Origin of the sequence: Anaerococcus sp. HMSC075B03, from assembly GCF_001815585.1 — a bacterium.
Lineage (GTDB): Bacteria > Bacillota > Clostridia > Tissierellales > Peptoniphilaceae > Anaerococcus > Anaerococcus vaginalis.
On record NZ_KV821162.1, the window covers coordinates 123914 to 144817 of the forward strand.

Below are 20904 nucleotides of genomic sequence, written 5' to 3' on the forward strand. Positions count from 1 at the left end.
TCGTTTAATAGAGGTATTTTATGGAAACTGATAAAAAAGATAAGATTATCATTGCTTTGATAATTGGAATTGTTATTGTTATATCTCGAAATTTTGTTTCAAGTCGAAATAATGATGAGCTTGTATTTGAAAAACAAGGCTTGTCAATTGAAATGAAATCAACTGATGATAAGAAAAATAATGATGATAATAAACTAAATTCTAAATCTAAAAATACTATTAAAAAAGTACATATTAGTGGTGAAATTAATAAGCCTGGAGTTTATCAAATAAATGAAGATTATAGATTAGAGGATTTAGTAAATGATGCGGGAGGGCTTACTGAAAACGCTGATATTGATAAAATAAATTTGGCATTAAAGCTTGAAGACCAAATGAGAATAATAATTCCAAACATCAATGACAAAAATAATGATGTGGAAGTTTCTACAAATCAACTTATTAGTCCCGTTGAAAAAATTGACGATAAAAAAGTTAATATTAACAAAGCTGATAAGGCTCAGTTGATGACTTTGCCAAATATTGGAGAAAAAAGAGCGCAAGCTATTATTGAATATAGAGAAAAAAACAAATTTAATAAGATTGAAGATATTAAAAATGTATCTGGCATTGGGGATAAGTATTTTGAAGCGATGAAAGATATGATAGTAATAGATTGAGGAGTAAATATGAAATTATCAACTAGAGGTAGGTATGGACTTAGAGCTATACATTATTTAGCAGAAAATGAAGATAATGGATATATTTCAGTTTCTGATATTTCTAATGCCTTAAAGTTGCCAGAAAATTACTTAGAACAATTAATAAGAATACTAAAAAGAAATAATTTAGTAATATCAGCAAGAGGCGCTAAGGGAGGTTACAAACTTTCTAGAAATTCAAGTGAAATTACAGTTGGAGATGTTTTGAGAGTATTGGAAGGCGAAATGACCTCAAGTGAATGTGTAGCTGATAGAAATAACTGTAATAATTCGGAATGTGAAGCTTATTATGTTTTTGCAAAAATTGATGATGCTATCAACAAGGCAGTTAATTCAATAACTATAAAAGATATGGTTAATGAAAAACTATAAATAGGAGAAAATTATGAGAAAACTAGGAATGAACGAACTTAGAAAAGAATATTTAAATTTTTTTGGCTCTAAAAAAAATCATACAGTATTAAAATCATTTTCTTTAATACCAGAAGATGATGAATCATTACTTTTAATCAATGCTGGTATGGCACCATTAAAAAAATATTTTACTGGCGAAAAGAAAATGAAAAATAACAGAGCTACATCTTCACAAAGATGTATAAGGACTGGAGATATTGAAAGAGTTGGAATAACTGAAAGGCATGGAACTTTTTTTGAAATGCTTGGCAATTTTTCTTTTGGAGATTATTTTAAGAGAGAAGCTATACATTGGGCATACGAATTTTTAACAGTTAATCTTGAAATTGATAAAAATCTTTTGTGGGTTTCAGTTTATGAAAATGATGACGAAGCATTTGATATTTGGCATGATGAAATAGGAATTGCCAAAGATAGAATTTTAAGATTTGGAAAAGAAGATAATTTTTGGGAATTAGAAGTAGGTCCATGTGGGCCGGATTCAGAAATTTTTGTTGACAGAGGTATAGAAAAAGCTGTTGATGAAAATGATAATAAACCAGGAAATGATGATTCAGATAGGTTTATGGAAGTTTGGAACTTAGTTTTCACTCAATTTAATAAAAACGCAAATAAGGAATATATACCATTAGCTCATCCAAATATTGATACAGGAATGGGACTTGAAAGAATGGCAATGGTTCTTCAAAATAAAGACAATATTTTTGAGGTTGATGTAAACCAAAATATTATCAAAGAAATTGAAGAATTATCAAATAAAAAATACAAGGAAAATAAAAAAGATGATATTTCTATAAGAGTTATTGCAGATCACGCTAAAGCTATGACTTTTATGGTATCAGACGGCATTCAACCTTCAAATGAAAAAAGAGGATATGTTTTAAGAAGACTAATAAGAAGAGCATTTAGACATGGAAAACTATTAGGAATTGAAGGAGAATTTTTATCATCTATTGTTGATTGCGTTATTGATTCTTATAAAGTTGAGTATGATGAACTTACAAAAAATAGAGAAAAAATTATTAATATTATAGAAAAAGAAGAAGAAAATTTCCAAAAAACAATTGACAGTGGTCTGGATATTTTAAATTCTTATATTAAAGAATTAAAAGAAAATAATAAAGATATACTTAGAGGTAAAGATGCATTTAAGTTGTATGATACTTATGGTTTTCCTTTAGATTTGACAAAAGAAATTCTTGACGAAAATGATTTAAAAGTTGATACAAAAGAATTTGATGAATATATGGAAAATCAAAGAAATCTTGCAAGAAATGCAAGAAAATCTGATGCGGGTTGGTCTCTTGAATCGATAAATGTAGATGAATTTAAACAAACAGAATTTGTAGGTTATGAAAATTTTGAAATAAATGCAAACATTATTGGCTTATTTGATAATAAAGAAAAAGTAAACTTTATAAAAAAAGGTCATAAGGGTATAATTGTAAGTGATAAGACTTCTTTTTATGCAGAAGGTGGCGGACAAGTAGCTGATACAGGATTTATTATCACAGATGATGCAAAAGCAAAAGTTTATAATGTACAAAAGAAAAAAGATGTTATACTTCATTATGTTGAAGTTGAAGAAGGTAAGTTAGAATCTTGTAATGCATTATTTAAAGTTAATAAACAAAGAAGATTAGATATAACAAGAAACCACACTGCAACACATTTACTAGATCAAGCTTTGAGAAATTTATTAAGTGATGAAGTTAAACAAGCTGGATCATTAGTAGATGAATATAAATTAAGATTTGATTTTACTTATCCAAATGCTTTAACTAAGGATGAAATCAAGAAAATAGAAGATGAAGTAAATGAAAAAATCAGAGAACAATTACCTGTAAAAAAAGAAATTATGTCTTATAAAGAATCAGAAAAACTTGGAGCTATAGGTTTATTTGAAGATAAATATAAAGATATGGTTAGAGTTGTTTCAGTTTCTGATTATTCAAAAGAATTATGTGGTGGATGTCATGTAAACAATTCATCTGAGATTTTAATGTTTAAAATAATTCAAGAATCATCTGCAGCTTCAGGCATAAGAAGAATTGAGGCTATAACAGGAAAAAAAGTTTATGAATATTTAAATAAAAATATAGAATTAATTAACTCGATTTCCGATGAATTAAAATCAAACCATAAAAATCTATTGTCAAGAGCTAAATCTTTAAATGAAGAAATAAAAGAGCTCAAAGATGACATTCAAAAGCTAAAGGAATTCAATGAAAAAGATATTTATAAAGATATGGAAAGTGAAGTTAAGGATATTAATGGTATAAATCTTTTAGTTCACAAATTTGATAATGAAGATCTTGATACATTGAGAAATTTTGAAAACAGAATAAAAGACAAATACAAAGATTTAATAATTGTATTTGCTACTGTAAAAGATAATAAAATAATCTTTACAGCATCTGTTTCTGATTCATTAACAGATAAATACAATGCAGGAAAAATTGTCAAAGAAGTTAGTAAAATAACAGGTGGAAACGGTGGAGGAAAGAAAAATTTCGCTCAAGCTGGAGGTAAAGATATTTCTAAACTAGATGAAGCTTTAGAAAAAGTTTATGATTTAATATAAGGAGAAATTATGTCAGACAAAAACTTCAATGAAACTATGCGTTTCGATCCACAAGATGAGAAAAAAGTTGATATAAGAGAAATTATTACAGAAGTTTATAATGCTTTAGAAGAAAAAGGATATAAACCTACAAATCAAATCATTGGATATTTAATTAGTGGAGATCCTACTTATATTACAGGACACAAAAATGCTAGAAAATTGATAAGACAAGTTGATAGAGATACTATTCTAGAAGAAATATTAAAATATTATATTAATGAGTAGAATTATGGGATTAGACTTGGGTGATAAAACAATCGGAGTCGCATTAAGCGATCCGTTTTTTATCACTGCCCAAGCCTATATTACAATTAAAAGAAAAAAAGCAAGTTTAGATATTGAAAAATTAATTGAAATAATTAATGAAAAAGAAGTAAATTTAATAATTATTGGACTTCCAAAAAATATGAATAACACCTTAGGACCTCAAGCCATGAAGGTGATTTCTTTTGTCGATTTATTAAAAAAATCCACTGATATTGAAATTAAATATCAGGATGAAAGAATGACTACTATACAATCAGATCAGGTCTTGATGGATATGAATGTTAATCTAAAAGATAGAAAAAAATACGTAGATAAAATTGCTGCCTCTTTTATTTTACAGACCTATTTGGATGGGAGAAATAATGGATAAGATAATTTTAACAGATGAAAATAATAACGAAGTCGAATTTAATTTGATAGATACATTCGGAGTAGACGATAAAGATTATGCTGCTTTAGAGCCAATAGATGAAGATTTTATTTTGATTTTTGAAATGATAAAAAGTAAAGATTCTGTTAGCTTTAAGGCAATCGATAATAATAAAGAATTAGACGAAATTGTAAAAATATATGAAGAAATGAAAGAAGATGAAAATGAACATTGAACAGTTAAAAAAAGTATTTGAAAAAAATGGTCATAAATTTACAAAACAAAGACAAATAATTTTCAATGCTCTTAAAAATTCTAATTCAAAACATTTGACACCAGAAGAGTTGTTTTCTATAGTACATGAAGATAATAAACAAGTTGGTATAGCAACTGTTTATAGAACTCTTAATATTTTTGAAGATTTGGGAATTGTTAATAAGCAAGAATTTACAGATTCTGTGAATACTTATGAGCTTATTAGTCAAAAAGATGCACACCATGACCATTTAATTTGTACTAATTGTGGAAAAATTGTTGAAGAGAAAATATTAGATAATGAAAAATTAGCAAAAAATTTAAAAGATAAATATAACTTTGAATTGGATTATTATTCTTTAAGAATATATGGTATTTGCTCCGAATGTGAAGATGATTTAAGGAGTAAAAATGAGAATGCAAAATAAACTAAAAGTCATCCCATTAGGAGGACTTGGAGAAATAGGTAAAAACTGCACAATTGTCGAATATAAAAATGAAATGATTATGATAGATTGTGGCTTAACTTTTCCAGATGAGGATATGTTAGGTGTAGATATAGTAATACCAGATTTTACCTATGTTGAAGAAAATAAAGATAAGTTAAAAGGTATATTCATAACTCATGGTCATGAAGATCATATTGGGGGAATTGCATACCTTTTAAAAACAGTAGACACTAATGTTTATTGTTCAAAACTTACAAAAGGATTATTAGAAAATAAATTTAAAGAACATGGACTTAATCCTAATAGATTAAAGATGGTTAATGTCAATAATACAGTAAAAGTTGGAAATTTAAGTGCAGAATTTATCAGAGTAAGTCACTCAATTCCAGATTCTTGCGCAATAGCCGTAAAATCTCCAATAGGAACTATATTATTTACTGGTGATTTTAAAATGGATTTTACGCCTATAGATGGCGAACCTACTGATATACAAAAGCTTGCTTCTTTAGGAAGAAAGGGATTATTATGTCTTTTTTCTGATTCTACAAATGTAGAAATAGAAGGAAGTTCAATGAGTGAGAAAGAAGTAGGAGAAACTTTTATTAATTTATTTGGACAAGCACCAGGTAGAATAATTGTAGCAACTTTTGCGTCAAACCTTCATAGGGTACAACAAGTAATATTTGCTGCTGAAAAATATAATAAAAAAGTAGTTTTATCTGGAAGATCTATGATAAATAACGTAAAAATTGCAAGTTCATTAGGATATTTGAAAATTAGAAGTAACACTCTAATAGATATGAAAAATATTAAAGATTATTCTGATGATCAAATTGTTGTCTTGTCAACTGGAACTCAAGGAGAACCACTATCTGCATTGACAAGAATGGCAAATAATGAACATAAGCAAGTTCATTTAAATTCTTCAGATACAGTTATACTATCATCATCAGCAATTCCTGGTAATGAAATGCCAATTAATAATACAATTAATAATTTAACAAAAATTGGTTGTGATATTATATATGATTCTTTGGCAAAAGTTCATGCATCAGGTCATGCTTGCCAAGAAGAAATTAAATTAATGCACCAATTAACAACACCAAAATATTTTATCCCAGCTCACGGCGAACCACGCCAATTAAAAAAGCACATGGAAATAGCTATGGATATGGGATTGAATAAAGAAAATATTTTAGTCGGTCAAAATGGAGATGTTTTTGAATTTACCAAAAAATCTGCCAGAATTAATGGTAAAGTTCAAGCAGGAAATGTTCTAGTAGATGGTTCCGGTATTGGCGATGTTGGAAATATTGTTCTTAAAGATAGAAAACATCTTTCTGAAGATGGACTTTTAGTTGTAAGTTTAACAATTGAAAAACATACACAAAGAGTTTTATCAAATCCTGAAATTGTTTCAAGAGGATTTATTTATGTAAAAGAAAATCAAGATCTTATTGAAAATTCAAAAGATATTGTAATGAGAACAATGAAAAAATGTGAAAAAAAAGATATTCATGCTATTAGTCAAATTAAATATCAAATAAGAGAAGCATTGAAATCATATATTTATAATCAAACTGGAAGAGATCCTATGATTTTACCAGTTTTAACAGAAGTTGATAGCAATGAATATTAATTATAATCATATAGTTGATTATTTAAATAATATTTATATTGATGAAGATTTTATTGAATTAAGAAATTACGGAATTGAAAATAATATTCCTATAATGAAATTAGAAACGAAAGAATTTCTTAAAACTTTAATTTCAATTTCAAAACCTAAAAATATTCTAGAAATTGGAACAGCTATTGGCTATTCTTCATTACTTTTTTCTAAATATTCTAATGCAAATATTACTACAATTGAAAAGAGTAAAGAAATATCAGAAATAGCAAAAGCTAATTTTTCTAAATATAATAAAAAAATAAATTTAATAAATATGGATGCAAAAAAAGCCTTGAATAATTTTAATCAAGGCTTTGATTTTGTTTTTATAGATGCAAATAAATCACAATATGAATATTATTTTAATGAATCATTAAAATTATTAAATGAAAACGGACTTATTGTTTGTGATAATATTCTCTTTAGGGGAGAAATTACAAACGATGATTTAATTAATAGACGACACATAACTATGGTTAAAAATTTGAGAAAATTTTTATCTCATATTACAAATTTAGACGATTATGTAACAAGTATAATACCAATAGGCGATGGTATTAGTTTAACGACAAGGAGAGTTGATGAAAGATAAAGTAGAATTATTAGCACCAGCTGGAGATATGGAAAAATTAAAAGCAGCTATAAAATTTGGAGCAAATGCTGTTTATATGGCTGGAAATAATTTTGGTCTTAGAAAAAATTCAAAAAATTTTGATAAAGATGAACTTAAAGAAGCAGTTGATTATGCTCATGAACATGGAGTTAGATGTCATATTACTATGAATATAGTTCCTCATGATAATGATCTTGAGGGAATTGTAGAATACATCAAATATCTTGAAAAAATTGGGGTAGATGCTTTAATAATTTCAGATCCTGGTATTTTTAATATAGCAAAAGAAAATTCTAATATAGATTTACACATTTCAACTCAAGCATCTGTAACTAATTCTCACACAATTAATTTTTGGTATAAACTCGGTGCAAAAAGAGTTATACTTGCAAGAGAATTATCACTTGATGAAATAATAGAAATTAGAAAAAATGTTCCAAAAGATTTAGAAATTGAATGTTTTATTCACGGAGCTATGTGTATTTCGTATTCTGGAAGATGTTTATTAAGTAATTACATGACAGGAAGAGATGCAAATAGAGGAGATTGTGCCCATGCTTGCAGGTGGAAATATGCCCTACAAGAAGAAAAAAGACCGGGCGAATATTATCCTATAGGCGAAGATGAAAATGGAACATTTATTATGAATTCCAAAGATTTATGCCTAATAGATGAAATTGATAAACTAATAGAGGCAGGAGTTGATTCATTTAAAATTGAAGGAAGAATGAAAACCGTCTTTTATGTTGCAACAGTTATTAGAAGCTACAGACAAGCAATTGATGCATACTATAATGGAGTTTATAATAAAGAAATTGCTAAAAAATATATGGATGAAATAAAAAAAGCTAGCCATAGACATTTTACAAAAGGATTTTTCTATAATAAAGCAGATTCTTCTTCTCAAATTTATGAAAATTCTTCATACATTAGAAATTATGATTTTATTGCTGTGGTTTTAGATTATGACAAAGAAAATAAAATTGCAAAACTAGAAGAAAGAAATAGGTTTGTTTTGGGAGATGAAGTCGAAATTTTTGGAGATAGTCCAGACTTTATAAAACTTAAAATTGAAAATATGAAAGATTCCAAAGGAAATGATATAGAAGTAGCCAACAAGGCAAAACAAATAGTTTATATTAAAATAGATCATGATTTAAAAAAGGGAGATATGGTAAGACGTAAAATTGATGAATAACTTTAAATTTTAAATGATTTTTTAAATCATATAAAATTTTTGCAAGCACCTTCTGATTAGGATTAACAAAACTAATCAGGAGGATTTTTTATTTCAAAGAGAAAATTATTAAATTTTAATTATTTATTAAAATTGGTATAATCAAGATAGTAATTTGAATTAACTAATTTGGAGGATGAATTGTTAAGTAATAAAGGTTTTGATTTGTGGGCTGATGATTATGACCAAAGCGTTGAAATATCTGATAATAATGGTTCATATCCTTTTGCAGGATATAAAAAGATACTTAATGAAATATATAATAGGATATTAAGTGAATCTTATAGAAATATTTTAGACATTGGATTTGGTACAGGAACTCTAATATCTAAGTTATATGATCATGGCTATAAAATCTATGGGCAAGATTTTTCTAAAAGAATGATAGAAATAGCACAAAATAAAATGCCTAATGCGAAGCTTTTTTATGGAGATATTTCTAAGGGCTTGGTTAATCCCTTGTTAGAACATAAATATAATGCAATAATTGCTACATATTCACTTCATCATCTAACTAATGAGAAAAAAGTTATATTTTTGAAAAAATTACTAGAACAATTATATGATGGGGGTTGTGTATATATTGGAGATATAGCTTTTCTATCTCGTTCTTTACATGATAAATGTATGAAAGAATCTTATGCTCAGTGGGATAATGATGAGATTTATTTTGTTGTGGATGAATTTAGGTCTTATTTTCCTAAATTGAAATTTGAAAAATTTTCTGAATGCTCAGGATTAATTACATTGAAAAAATAGGATATTTTCTAGATAAATTAAATGGTAATAATAAAATTTTAGATAAAATACAAAAAAAGGCTGTAATTATTTTACAGCCTTTAAATTTACTTATCTTTTGATGGATTTTCAGAAAAATCTGATCTTGTTCTTCTTGCTTCTGCTCCAACGTTTGAGTTGGTATCAGCTTCATCAGTTATACTTCTTAAATTTTCTTGATCTGCAGTATGTTTTTTATCTAGAGATTCGCTACCATCAGCTTTATTTTCATCTCTTAATTTTTTATCAAGTTCTTTGTCTCCTCTGTATTGGTTGTCATTGCTTATTCTGTTTTCGTCAGTCATTTTAATCTCCTTTAAATTTTAAAATTAGAATCTTACTATTACTATACCCAATTGAATAAATTTAACCATTTTATTTTTTTGATATTTCTTTTATAATTTCTACAATTGTTTCAGATGCTTTTTTCATATCTTCAATAGGTATCAATTCATAAATACCATGGAAATTATAACCGCCTGTAAATAAATTTGGGCATGGAAGATTCATAAATGATAATTTTGAACCATCAGTTCCGCCTCTAATAGGTTGTGTTATTACTTTTATTCCTAAATTTTCCATAGCATTTTTTGCATAATCTATTATTTCTTTATGATTTTTTAAAACATCACCCATATTATAGTAAGTGTCGCTCATTTCTATTTTTATAATATTGCCGTATTTTGAATTTAAGAAATTCACACAATCATTTAGGAATTTTTTCATTTTTTCGAATTTTTCCTTATCAAAATCTCTTATTATATAGACTAAATTAGTATCTTCTATACTTCCATCAATTGAAATCATATGATAGAAGCCCTCATAGCCTTCTGTATGCTCTGGTCTTTGAACTTGACCTAATAAATCATCTAACTCTTTTGCAACGCTTATAGAGTTAATCATTGTGTTTTTTGCAGTACCTGGATGGACAGATTTGCCTTTTATTGAAATTTTTGCTTCTGCTGCATTAAATGATTCATATTCTAATTCGCCAAGTCGTCCTCCATCTAAGGTATAGGCAAAATCTGCATCAAAATAATCAACATCAAAGCTATCGCATCCTGTGCCGATTTCTTCATCTGGTGTAAAAGCAATTTTTATATCTCCATGCTCTATTTGTGGATTATTTATAAGAAATTCTATGGCATCCAGTATTGCAGCAATTCCTGCCTTGTCGTCAGCTCCTAATAACATTTCTCCATTTGTTGTAATTAAAGTTTTTCCTTTTAAATATTTTAAAAATGGAAAATCTTTTTCTTTTATAAATATATTTTCTTTTAGTTTTATATCTCCACCTTCATATTTAATAATTTGTGGATTTTTTATTCCTCCTGGCATTTCTGGAGAAGTATCCATGTGAGCAATGAATCCTACTTTTGGTAAGATTTTATCTGTATTTGCTTTTAGGCATGAAAAAACAAATCCTTCTTCATTTATATAGGCATCAAGACCTAAATCATTCAATTCTTCTTTTAAAATTTTACCTAATTCTAATTGACCTTTGCTTGTTGGTTTTATCAAATTTGCTTTTGATTCGTCACTTCTTGTATCTATTGCAATATATTTTAAAAATCTGTTTTTTATTTTTTCCATTTTATCCTCCTATAAATTAATTATACACCCTTAGAATATTTAATTATACTGGTATTTTTAATTCAAATTTCTTTTGATATATGATAAAATATAAAAGACGATTAGATAGGAGAAATTATGACTAAAAAAATTTTAAAAATAAAAACTAATAATATATTACCAGAATATAAAACTTTTTATTCAGCTGGTATGGACATATATTCTTCAAATGAAGAAGAAATTATAATAAAGCCAGGAGAAGTAGGCAAAGTTCCTACTGATTTAAAAATAGAAATTCCAGAAGGCTTTTTTGTTGCTATTTATCCTAGGTCATCAACAGGTGTTAAAAGACAATTAATGCTTGCTAATTCTACAGGAATTATAGATAGTGATTATAGGGGAGAGATAAAATTATTTTTTTTTAATTTTGGGAAAAATGAACAAGTTATCAAAAAAAATGAAAGATTGGCTCAAATGGTAGTTCAACCTTATGAAAAAGTTGAAATTCAAAAAGTTGATGACTTATGTGAAAGTGAAAGAGGAGAAGGTGGATTCGGTTCAACCGGAAAATAATGAGAAATAATAAAAATAACAATATTTCAAAACTTTATAATAAAAATAAATACAATCTTGTTTTACTTATAATAGTCTTATTGATTTCGATTTTTTTATTTTCAAAGCTAGCAAGTTATATTTCTAATAAGTCATTATCTAATTATGATAATGAAATTGTTGTAGTTAAAAATAATGATAGCGAAATAGATTCCTTGTCTTTGAAAGATATAAGAAAAATGGGAAAAAACGAAATGAAATTTACTACTCCTAAGGGAGAGGAATTTAAACTTGTGGGTGTATCGATTGAAAAAATCCTAAACAAAGAAAGTATTAATCCTAATTTGAATAATACAGTTGAGTTTTCGGATGGGTATGGACATACTACAAATATGAGTATGGAAACTGCTCTTGAAGTAAACAGAGTTTTATTAGTTTATAAAATCAATAATAAGGCTAATATGGACTATGATAAAAAATTGGGCATATTTTTTATAGTTGACAAGCAAGAAAAAGATTCAAGTAAATGGATAAAAAATATTCAATCAATAAATATTAAATAACTCATGATTTATCATGGGTTATTTCTTTTATATGAATTTTCCTATATGTTATAATAATCAAAGGATGTGATTATATGAATTCAGATTTTAAATATGATAAATTAACCCCTATGTTAAGGCACTATGTGGATGTCAAAAAAAACTTTGAAGATTCTCTTTTACTTTATAGAGTCGGAGATTTCTACGAGGCTTTTTTTGATGATGCTATAATTATTAGCAAAAATCTCCAATTAGCTTTGACTGGAAAAGAATGTGGTCATGACAAAAGAGCACCTATGTGTGGAGTTCCTCATCATGTTATTGATACATATATAAATAAATTAGTTCAAAATGGATTTAAAATAGCCTTGTGTGATCAAGTAGAAGATCCAAAAATGGCAAAAGGCCTTGTAAAAAGAGCTATAACAAGAGTTATAAGTCCAGGTACAATAATAGATTTGGAATCGCTTGATAAAAAAGAAAATAATTTTTTACTTTCAATATATGAAAATAAATATGGAATTGGTGCTTGTTTTTCAGATATTTCAACTGGTAAATTAATGGCTTTTGAAATAAGAAATAATCAAAGCATTAGTGCAAACAAATTAATAGATGAAATAGAAAAAATTTCTCCATCAGAATTAATCATAAATTCAAATTTTTCTAATAAAAAAGTTTTAAAATATCTAAACTTAAATAAAGAAATCCTTATAAATAAAATTGACGATAGCAAGGACTATGAAAGTTTAAGTGAAAATGTATATAAAAATTTGGGAGTAGAAAATTTCAAAAAAATAGAAAATATGAGAATTTCTTTAATAGCTATTTCAAATTTATTGGATTATATTTATAGTTATCACAAGGAAAAATTAGCTCATATAAATGATATTGAAATTTTAGATATTGCATCTTATATGCAATTAGACGCAAATACACGAAGAAATCTTGAACTACATTCAAATATTGATAAAAAAGGTAAGGATAATTCTTTATTTAAATTGATTGACAAAGCTGATACTGTTATGGGTTCAAGGCTTTTAAATATGTGGCTTGAAAGACCTTTAATAGAAAAAGAAAAAATTGATAAACGTCTAGATTTAGTCGAATTTTTCTTTTTAAACCCTGATTTATCAAATAAGGTTTCATATTTTTTGGATGATATATTTGATTTAGAAAGAATTATTGGAAAAATTTCTTATCAAAGAGCTAATGCAAGAGATTTTATTTCCTTGAAAACTTCAATAAGAAATATTCCAGAATTTAAGAAATTTTTGGCAGGACTTGATAATAAAGATATTATTTCTTTTTCAAAAAATCTTCCAGATGTTTCCAATATTTATGATATTTTAGATAAATCTATTGTTGATGACCCACCTGTTTTAATTACTGAAGGAGAAATTATCAAAGAAGGTTTCAATGATGATTTGGATAAGTTAAAAAAAGATTCTTTGTCAGCAGAAAATGATTTGATCGCTTATGAAAATGAACAAAAAGAAAAGACAGGCATAAACAAATTAAAAATAAATTACAATAAAAATAATGGATATTCAATAGAGATAACTAAATCAAATTTAGACTTAGTTCCTGATACTTATATAAGAAAACAAACTTTAATTAATCGAGAAAGATATACTACAGAAAGACTTGAGGAGCTTTCAAATTTGATTTTGGGATCTAGCGATAGGATAAATAATCTTGAGTATGAAATTTTTTGTCAAATAAGAGAATTTATATTGGATAATACTAAAAAACTCCAATACTTATCAAAATTAATTTCAATTATAGATTCTATAAATGCATTGTCAAAACTTGCTAGGGAAAATAACTATTGTAAACCTAAAATTACTACAGATAATATTATAAAAATTAAAAACGGCAGACATCCTGTTATTGAAAAAAAACTTAAAGAAAATGAGTTTATTTCAAATGATACAGACATCGGAGAAAGTAATAATCTAATTCAAATAATTACAGGACCAAATATGGCAGGAAAATCTACTTATATGCGACAAATGGCTATAATTATAATTCTTGCTCAAATGGGTTCTTTTGTTCCTTGCGAAAAGGCAAATATTTGTATTTGTGATAAGGTATTTACTAGAATTGGAGCTAGCGATAATATTTCAAAAGGCGAGTCAACCTTTATGCTTGAGATGAATGAAGTAAGTAATATATTAAAAAATTCAACCGACAAGTCCTTCATTATTTTAGATGAAGTAGGGAGGGGGACAAGCTCTGATGATGGTTTATCAATAGCTATGAGCTTGGTTGATTATTTAAGCAAAAAGAAGAAGGCTAAAACAGTTTTTGCTACGCATTTTCATGAATTGACAGTTCTTGAAAATAAATTGGATAATGTAATCAATTTAAAAATAGATATTTTAGAAGAAAATGATAGCTTAGTTTTTTTGAGAAAAATTTCTAGAGGAAAATCTGATAGGTCTTACGGAATTGAAGTTGCTAGAATGTCTGGCTTACCATTAGATTTAATAGAAAATGCAAAAGTGTTTATGAATAAACTTGATGAAAGTGATGAGATATTCAAAGATAATAACAAAATAATAAAATCTTCTATAGATGATTTGAATAAAATTAAAATTGATGAATTGAAAAATAAAGTAAATTTGATAAATATAAATGAATTAACCCCATTAGAAGCAATAAATATTCTTAATAAGCTTATTGATAATATAAAGGAGATATGATGAAAATCATAGAACTTGACAAAAAAACAATAGAAAAAATAGCAGCAGGAGAAGTTATAGAATCTCCTGTTTCTATAGTAAAAGAATTAGTAGAAAACTCAATAGATGCAAATGCCAAAAATATAGCTGTAGAAATAAAAAATGGCGGAAAATCTTATATAAGAGTTACAGATGATGGCATAGGAATTGATGAGGATGATTTTAAAAGAGCCTTTAAAAGACATGCAACTTCAAAAATTAAAGACTTCTCAGATTTATACGATTTGTTTACTCTTGGTTTTAGGGGCGAGGCCTTATCATCAATTGTTGCTTGTGCAAATATAAAAGCAATTTCAAAAACAAAAAATCAAAATCTAGGCAAAGAATTGATTTTTGAAAATGGAAATATAAAGTCATACAATTCTATAGCTACAAATATGGGGACAAGCATAGAAGTTTATGATTTATTTTCAAATCTTCCTGTAAGACGTAAATTTTTATCATCTGATATAAATGAATCAAATAAAATAGCAAAAATAATGCAAGCATTAGCTCTTGGCTATAAAAATGTTTCATTTAAATTTATAAAAGATAATAGGTTGATTTTTCATACATTAAAAGACCAAGATATGGATAATAAAATTATTGAATTGTTGGATGAGAATCTAAAAGACAATCTTATCAAGATAGAAATTCAAAATTCTCTTTATAAAATTAAAGGATTTATTTCAAAAGTTAATTATTATAGGGGAAATAGGTCTTTTCAATATATTTTTGTAAATAATAGGCTTATTGAAAATGAGGATATAAGCAAGGCTATCGAAAATGAATATAGAACACTTATTCCAAGCCAAAGATTTCCGGCTTTTTTTATCTTTATAGAAACAAATTCTAACAATATTGATGTAAATATTCATCCTAACAAAAAAGAAATTAAATTCACATATCAAAATGAGTTAATTGATTTATTGGAAGATGAAGTATCTAAAATCTTATATGAAAATATTAATATTAGGGAAGTTAAAGTTTTAGAAAAAAATAAAGAAGAATTGAATTTTTATGATGATTATAGCGAGATTTTAAATTCATACAATAGGGTAGAAGAGCAAGAAAATTCTTATAATTTTGAAAAAAATCCAGATACAAAAGACCAAGCAAAAAAGGAAGAAGATTTCTTTAGTGGTGTGGAATTAAATTTTATAGAAAAAAATGAAAAAATCGAAAATATAGACTACAATATAAAAAGCCTTGGAATAGTAAAAAAATTAAAAATTGATAAGCTAACTTATAAGTGTTCAATTTTTAATAGATATTCTTTATTTTCTTATAATGATAAAATTTTAATCCTTGATAATAGACGAGCTGATCAAAGAATTAAATTTGATAAATATGTAGAAAATTTTAATAATGGAAAAATTTCTTCTCAACAATTGATTGAATCAAAAACTATTAAAGTAAATCTTCAAGAATATAATAAATATCTTGAAAAAAAAGAAATTTTCAAAAAAATGGGTTTTGATATTGAGGAATTTTCTTATGATAAATTGATAATTAGAGCTGTTCCTTTAATATTTGAAGAACCTGAAAATAATAATTTTTTCTATGATTTATTAGATATTGATGAGAAAAATGAAAACTTATTTTTAAATAAAATTTCAAAGCTAATAAACAAAAATGTCTTTAGAAAAGGAGATATTATTAATAAATCAGAAGCTATGGCTACAATAGATAAGTTAAATAAGTGTGATAATCCATATAAAACTTACGATGGAAAATCGACTATTATTATGATTGAAGAAGATGAATTGGAGAAATATTTTGATAGATAAAGTTTTGATTGTAACAGGACCTACAGCTTGTGGTAAAAGTGATTTTGCTATAAAACTTGCCAAAAAATTTGATGGAGAAATTATTTCTGCTGACAGCCAACAAATTTATAAAGATATGGATATAGGAACAAACAAAATAAAAGAAAGCGAAATGGATGGCATAAAACATTATGGGTTTGATATAAAATATCCCAATGAAGAATATTCTGTTCAAGAATTTAAGGATATGGCAAGAAATTTAATTAGTGAAATCAATTCGAAAAATAAAATTCCTATTGTGGCTGGTGGTACGGGTTTTTATATTGATTCAATTTTATTTGATATGAATTATGGAACAAATAAAAAAGATGAAAATTTAAGGGATAAGCTTACAAAAGATTTTCAAATGTATGGAAATGAATATATGTATGAAAAATTTTGTGAAATTGATCCTATAGAAGCTAAAAAATATCATCCAAATGAAACTCAAAGAATTATAAGAGCCTTTGAAACTTACAAATTAACTGGAAAAAAACCAAGTGAATTAAGAAAAGGTCTAAAAAATTTAAATAAAAATATAAAGCCTATATTGTTTTTTATAAACTACAAGGATAGGTCAAAACTTTATGAAAAAATCAATCTTAGAGTTGACCAAATGATTAATGACGGATTAGAAAATGAATTTGATTTTGTAGCTAAAAAGTATAAGCTAGGTCCATTATCTAAGTCATTACAAGCTATAGGTTATAAAGAATTTTTTCCTTATAAAGAAAATAAAGTTTCTTATGATGAACTAAGAAGTGAAATCAAGAAAAATACAAGACGATATGCCAAAAGGCAAATCACATGGATGAAAAAATATTTAAAATATGATTTTTCTCATTTAATTTATAGGGATGAGGATATGGATGAAAAAATCTTGGAAAATATGGAAAAAATTGTAAAGGAGACTTATGATTTACAATAAATTATATGGAATTGATACAAAGATTGAAAATTATATTGAAAAAATAGATCTAGATTTAGAAGATAAATTTAAAAAATTAGATAAGATAAGTGAATATAACCAAATAAAGGTCTTAAAATCTTTTAGCGATAATAATCTTTCCGCTATTCATTTTAACTCTGCAACAGGATATGGATATGCAGATATTGGTAGAGAAGTAGTTGAAAATATTTTTTCTTCAATCTTTAAATCAGAAGATTCTCTTGTAAGACCAAATATAGTATCTGGCACTCATGCTATTTCTTTGGTTTTATTTTCTCTTTTAAATTATGGAGATAAAATTTTATCAATAAATGGAGATCCTTATGATACTTTACAACAGGTTATTGGAATTGAAGGAAATAAAAAAGGAAATTTGCTTTCAAAAGGAATTAAATACGATAAATTAGAATTAAAAAATGACCAAGAAATCCAATATGAAAAAATCAAAGAGAAATTAGATGATAAAACAAAACTTGTAATGATTCAAAGATCAACAGGATATACAAATAGGAGAGCTTTTAGTATTAGTGAGATAGAAAAAGCAATTATTGAAATTCGAAAAATAAATAAAGACGTAACTATTTTTGTAGATAATTGTTATGGGGAATTCACAGAAATCAAAGAACCTATAGAAATAGGTGCAGATATAATTGCTGGCTCTTTAATTAAAAATCTTGGTGGTGGAATTGCAATAACTGGCGGATATATTTCTGGCAAAAAAGATTTGATTGAATACTGTGCAAATACCCTTACAGCACCTGGAATTGGAAAAGATGAAGGATTGAGCTTTGGAACAAATCGAAATGTCTTGCAAGGTTTATATTTTTCAAGCAAAACTACAATTGAGTCTATAAAAGTTGCTCTTCTTTTCGCAAAAGTTTTTGATGATTTAGGGTATGAAATAATACCAAAATTAGATGATCCAAGGAGCGATATAGTCCAAGCTATAAAATTACATTCTAGTAAAAAACTAGAATTATTTGCAAAAGCAATCCAAGAATCTTGTAGCGTAGATTCCAATTTAACACCGATAGCTGACCAAATGCCAGGATATGAAGACCCTGTTATAATGTCATCAGGAGGCTTTGTAGAAGGAGCTACTTCTGAATTATCTTGCGATGGGCCATTGAGAAAACCATACACAGTTTATTTGCAAGGCGGATTAAATAAATACCACGGAAAACTTGCCTTGATGAAAGTATTAGAAAAATTTATTGATAATAAAATTTTAGATATAAATTCCATAAAATAAGTGATGAAACTAAAAAATACTCAACCAATAAGAATTAGTTATTGATTGAGTATTTTTTTATAAATTCTAGCTTTGAAAAATTAATATTAATAGATAAGAATTTTTTTATATTTTTAAATTTGATAAAGGATTTTTGTTTACTGCCTTTTTCAAATCTTCATCATCCAAGTGGGTGTAAATTTGAGTGGTTGATACACTTTCGTGTCCTAATACATCTTTTAAGGCTCTTATATCCACGTTTCCATACTTATACATCAAAGTTGCTGCTGTATGTCTTAGTTTGTGAGTAGAATAGATTTTTGTATCAAAACCTGCTTTTTCTAAATATTTTTCAACAGTTGATTGAACAGCCCTGTTTGATATTCTTTGTTTTCTAGTAGATATAAACAAAGCGTCAATTTTTTTGTCTTTTAAATATTTTTTCCTAATCTTTATATAATTTCCAATTAAATCTATGCAATTTTTAGTTAGGTATATAGTTCTTTCTTTATTACCTTTACCAATAATTGAAAAATGATCATCTTTAATATCTTTTAAATCCACACTAACAAGTTCGGAAAGACGCATGCCTGTTGTTAAAAAAGTGAAAACTATAGCCATATCTCTATTTCTTAAAAATTCATTTTTTTCTTGACTAACAATTTCAAGTAAGTGTTCTGTTTCACTCAAAGTGAGGTAGACAGGTTGTCTTTTTTGAATTTTTGGATTTCTTAATTTTTCTGTTATATTATTATCAATAATTTCGATTTCTTGATGTAAATATTTATAAAAAGAACGTAAAGCAGAAATTTTTCTTGACCTAGTAGAAGTGTTATCGTTTAATTCGTTATCCAAATAAGATATATAAGAATACATATCCTGAATATTAATATCGTTAATAAAAGCTTGGTTGAAAATTTTATTAGAATCGATATTTGATTTTTTTAAATCATAATCAAATTTTTCTTTATCATCAAAATAAACCTTTCTTAATATTTGAAAAGAAATAAAATTAATAAGGTCATAATGATATTCACTAATAGTTTTTTCGGATAAGGCTCTAATAGATTTTAAGTAGGAAAGATAATCTTTTAAAATTAAAGGGGACTTTATTTTAGTCATAAAAAAAACTCCTGAATATTTTCATTAAGCTTATTATAGCAGAAAAAAATAAAAATATCAATTATTGCACAAAATTATTATTTTGTGCAATAATTTTAAAATCAAAAAACCTCTCCACTGACAATTGTTTTGATTAAAATATTTTATCAAGAAAAGTTTTTTGAAAATAAAATTATAAATAAAAAAACAGCATTACAGTTAACTCGTAAAGAATTTCGATAAATTTTAAAATTATATTAAAATCAGACGTCGTATTTTGCGTTTTAAGCGATTTTATATTTTTTGTCAATTAATACCTATACGGTAATTGTTAAATTGTATAAGTAATTATATATATTAATAAAAAAAGCGTATGCAAAATTTAAATTGCATACACTTATAATATTTTTGTCAGAAGTTATATAGCTCCAACCAATCTATAATATTTAACTGGATATCTTCTATCGCCCATCTTACCTTTTCTTTCAGTGATTGATATTCCTCTATCTGGATAGTTGCAGTGTATTATTGTATTTTTATCTAAAATAAAACCTGTATGACCACCAGATCCTGATGACTTGCCTGGTATACCAGCAACAAAAATATCGCCGTATCTAATTTCATTTTCTGATATTTCTTTTAGAATTTGACCTCTCCTGCCAAGTTCAAACAATGTTTCTGTATTTCCGTTAGCTATATTTTTAGAAATAAAACCACCGTGTTTCAAAGCTCTATAAACAGCTGATGAACAATCGGCATATCCTTTCTGATTTCTTTTTTTCCAATCCATACTATATTCATAGTTAAAATCTTTTGCCTGATACATCCATCCGATAGCTAAATCAAGATCCCTTACGGGAGTATAATTAGTAGAAATTAAATAACCTTTACCTGTATTATCAAAAGAATATAAATTATTATTGACTAGAACTTTATAACCTTTTGATATTCCGCTATAAGTATGATTGTAAAAATAATTTCCGATTTTTTGAATACCTTGAATTATTAACCCATTAGAATCAGGATGGAAAGTAGCAATTTTCAT

Annotated in this window: 21 protein-coding genes; 17 read left to right on the forward strand and 4 right to left on the reverse strand. The window is 26.4% G+C overall.

What is annotated here, in order from left to right; translation table 11 throughout:
* The first annotated feature begins 20 nt into the window (after nt 1-20).
* The 11 genes from HMPREF3045_RS00705 to HMPREF3045_RS00755 all read left to right on the forward strand — a co-directional run bounded on the left by HMPREF3045_RS00705 (nt 21) and on the right by HMPREF3045_RS00755 (nt 9363).
* Nucleotides 21-659, forward strand: a complete 639-nt coding sequence (locus HMPREF3045_RS00705; RefSeq protein WP_070736736.1) for a DUF655 domain-containing protein — start codon at nt 21-23, stop codon at nt 657-659.
* A 9-nt stretch (nt 660-668) separates the two neighbouring features.
* On the forward strand, nt 669-1073 hold the full coding sequence (locus HMPREF3045_RS00710) for an RrF2 family transcriptional regulator (protein ID WP_004838796.1): 405 nt from the start codon (nt 669-671) through the stop codon (nt 1071-1073).
* 13 nt (nt 1074-1086) lie between these two features.
* Nucleotides 1087-3699, forward strand: a complete 2613-nt coding sequence (alaS, locus tag HMPREF3045_RS00715; protein ID WP_070605511.1) for an alanine--tRNA ligase — start codon at nt 1087-1089, stop codon at nt 3697-3699.
* Between the two features lie 9 nt (nt 3700-3708).
* Nucleotides 3709-3966, forward strand: coding sequence for an IreB family regulatory phosphoprotein (locus tag HMPREF3045_RS00720; RefSeq protein WP_004838798.1), 258 nt, complete (start codon nt 3709-3711; stop codon nt 3964-3966).
* The gene (gene ruvX, locus HMPREF3045_RS00725; protein ID WP_004838799.1) at nt 3959-4378 is read left to right on the forward strand and encodes a Holliday junction resolvase RuvX; all 420 of its coding nucleotides are present in this window, start codon (nt 3959-3961) and stop codon (nt 4376-4378) included. The genes HMPREF3045_RS00720 and ruvX overlap by 8 nt, the downstream gene beginning before the upstream one ends.
* Entirely contained in the window at nt 4371-4613 is a 243-nt protein-coding gene (locus HMPREF3045_RS00730) for a DUF1292 domain-containing protein (RefSeq protein WP_070605513.1), read from the forward strand. Before ruvX ends, HMPREF3045_RS00730 begins: the two co-directional genes overlap by 8 nt.
* Nucleotides 4603-5061: a Fur family transcriptional regulator gene (locus HMPREF3045_RS00735; protein WP_070605514.1), complete on the forward strand. Its 459-nt coding sequence runs from the start codon at nt 4603-4605 to the stop codon at nt 5059-5061. The genes HMPREF3045_RS00730 and HMPREF3045_RS00735 overlap by 11 nt, the downstream gene beginning before the upstream one ends.
* Complete coding sequence (locus HMPREF3045_RS00740; protein ID WP_070605516.1) at nt 5045-6721, forward strand: ribonuclease J; 1677 nt, start codon at nt 5045-5047, stop codon at nt 6719-6721. The genes HMPREF3045_RS00735 and HMPREF3045_RS00740 overlap by 17 nt, the downstream gene beginning before the upstream one ends.
* The gene (locus HMPREF3045_RS00745; protein ID WP_070605518.1) at nt 6711-7346 is read left to right on the forward strand and encodes an O-methyltransferase; all 636 of its coding nucleotides are present in this window, start codon (nt 6711-6713) and stop codon (nt 7344-7346) included. Before HMPREF3045_RS00740 ends, HMPREF3045_RS00745 begins: the two co-directional genes overlap by 11 nt.
* Nucleotides 7336-8565: a peptidase U32 family protein gene (locus HMPREF3045_RS00750; protein WP_070605520.1), complete on the forward strand. Its 1230-nt coding sequence runs from the start codon at nt 7336-7338 to the stop codon at nt 8563-8565. Before HMPREF3045_RS00745 ends, HMPREF3045_RS00750 begins: the two co-directional genes overlap by 11 nt.
* A 180-nt stretch (nt 8566-8745) precedes the next feature.
* A complete protein-coding gene (locus HMPREF3045_RS00755; protein ID WP_070605522.1) occupies nt 8746-9363 on the forward strand; it encodes a class I SAM-dependent DNA methyltransferase in 618 nt (205 codons plus the stop codon).
* Nucleotides 9364-9449: 86 nt separating this feature from the next.
* On the opposite strand, the gene HMPREF3045_RS00760 is transcribed toward HMPREF3045_RS00755, so the two are convergent.
* Together HMPREF3045_RS00760 and pepT are read right to left on the reverse strand one after the other, a co-directional pair.
* Nucleotides 9450-9686: an elastin-binding protein EbpS gene (locus HMPREF3045_RS00760; RefSeq protein ID WP_070605524.1), complete on the reverse strand. Its 237-nt coding sequence runs from the start codon at nt 9684-9686 to the stop codon at nt 9450-9452.
* A 70-nt stretch (nt 9687-9756) separates the two neighbouring features.
* Nucleotides 9757-10974 (reverse strand): peptidase T, encoded by a 1218-nt coding sequence (gene pepT / locus HMPREF3045_RS00765; protein WP_070736737.1) that lies wholly within the window; start codon nt 10972-10974, stop codon nt 9757-9759.
* A 117-nt stretch (nt 10975-11091) separates the two neighbouring features.
* Between pepT and dut the strand changes: the two genes are divergently transcribed.
* The 6 genes from dut (at nt 11092) to HMPREF3045_RS00795 (ending at nt 18779) form a co-directional block, all read left to right on the forward strand.
* Entirely contained in the window at nt 11092-11526 is a 435-nt protein-coding gene (gene dut / locus HMPREF3045_RS00770; protein WP_070736738.1) for a dUTP diphosphatase, read from the forward strand.
* Nucleotides 11526-12068 (forward strand): oxidoreductase, encoded by a 543-nt coding sequence (locus tag HMPREF3045_RS00775; RefSeq protein ID WP_070736739.1) that lies wholly within the window; start codon nt 11526-11528, stop codon nt 12066-12068. Before dut ends, HMPREF3045_RS00775 begins: the two co-directional genes overlap by 1 nt.
* A 74-nt stretch (nt 12069-12142) precedes the next feature.
* Complete coding sequence (gene mutS / locus HMPREF3045_RS00780; protein WP_070736740.1) at nt 12143-14752, forward strand: DNA mismatch repair protein MutS; 2610 nt, start codon at nt 12143-12145, stop codon at nt 14750-14752.
* Complete coding sequence (mutL, locus tag HMPREF3045_RS00785; protein WP_070736741.1) at nt 14749-16560, forward strand: DNA mismatch repair endonuclease MutL; 1812 nt, start codon at nt 14749-14751, stop codon at nt 16558-16560. The genes mutS and mutL overlap by 4 nt, the downstream gene beginning before the upstream one ends.
* A complete protein-coding gene (gene miaA / locus HMPREF3045_RS00790; RefSeq protein ID WP_180362992.1) occupies nt 16550-17506 on the forward strand; it encodes a tRNA (adenosine(37)-N6)-dimethylallyltransferase MiaA in 957 nt (318 codons plus the stop codon). The genes mutL and miaA overlap by 11 nt, the downstream gene beginning before the upstream one ends.
* Nucleotides 17493-18779 carry a methionine gamma-lyase family protein gene (locus HMPREF3045_RS00795; protein ID WP_070736743.1) on the forward strand — a complete coding sequence of 429 codons (1287 nt, stop codon included), beginning with the start codon at nt 17493-17495 and terminating at the stop codon, nt 18777-18779. Before miaA ends, HMPREF3045_RS00795 begins: the two co-directional genes overlap by 14 nt.
* Nucleotides 18780-18884: 105 nt before the next feature.
* Here the strand turns inward: HMPREF3045_RS00795 and HMPREF3045_RS00800 are convergent, their stop codons facing one another.
* On the reverse strand, nt 18885-19880 hold the full coding sequence (locus HMPREF3045_RS00800) for a tyrosine recombinase XerC (protein ID WP_070736744.1): 996 nt from the start codon (nt 19878-19880) through the stop codon (nt 18885-18887).
* Nucleotides 19881-20277: 397 nt separating this feature from the next.
* The coding region (locus tag HMPREF3045_RS00805) for a peptidoglycan amidohydrolase family protein (protein ID WP_070736745.1) at nt 20278-20904 on the reverse strand (627 nt) is incomplete at its 5' end.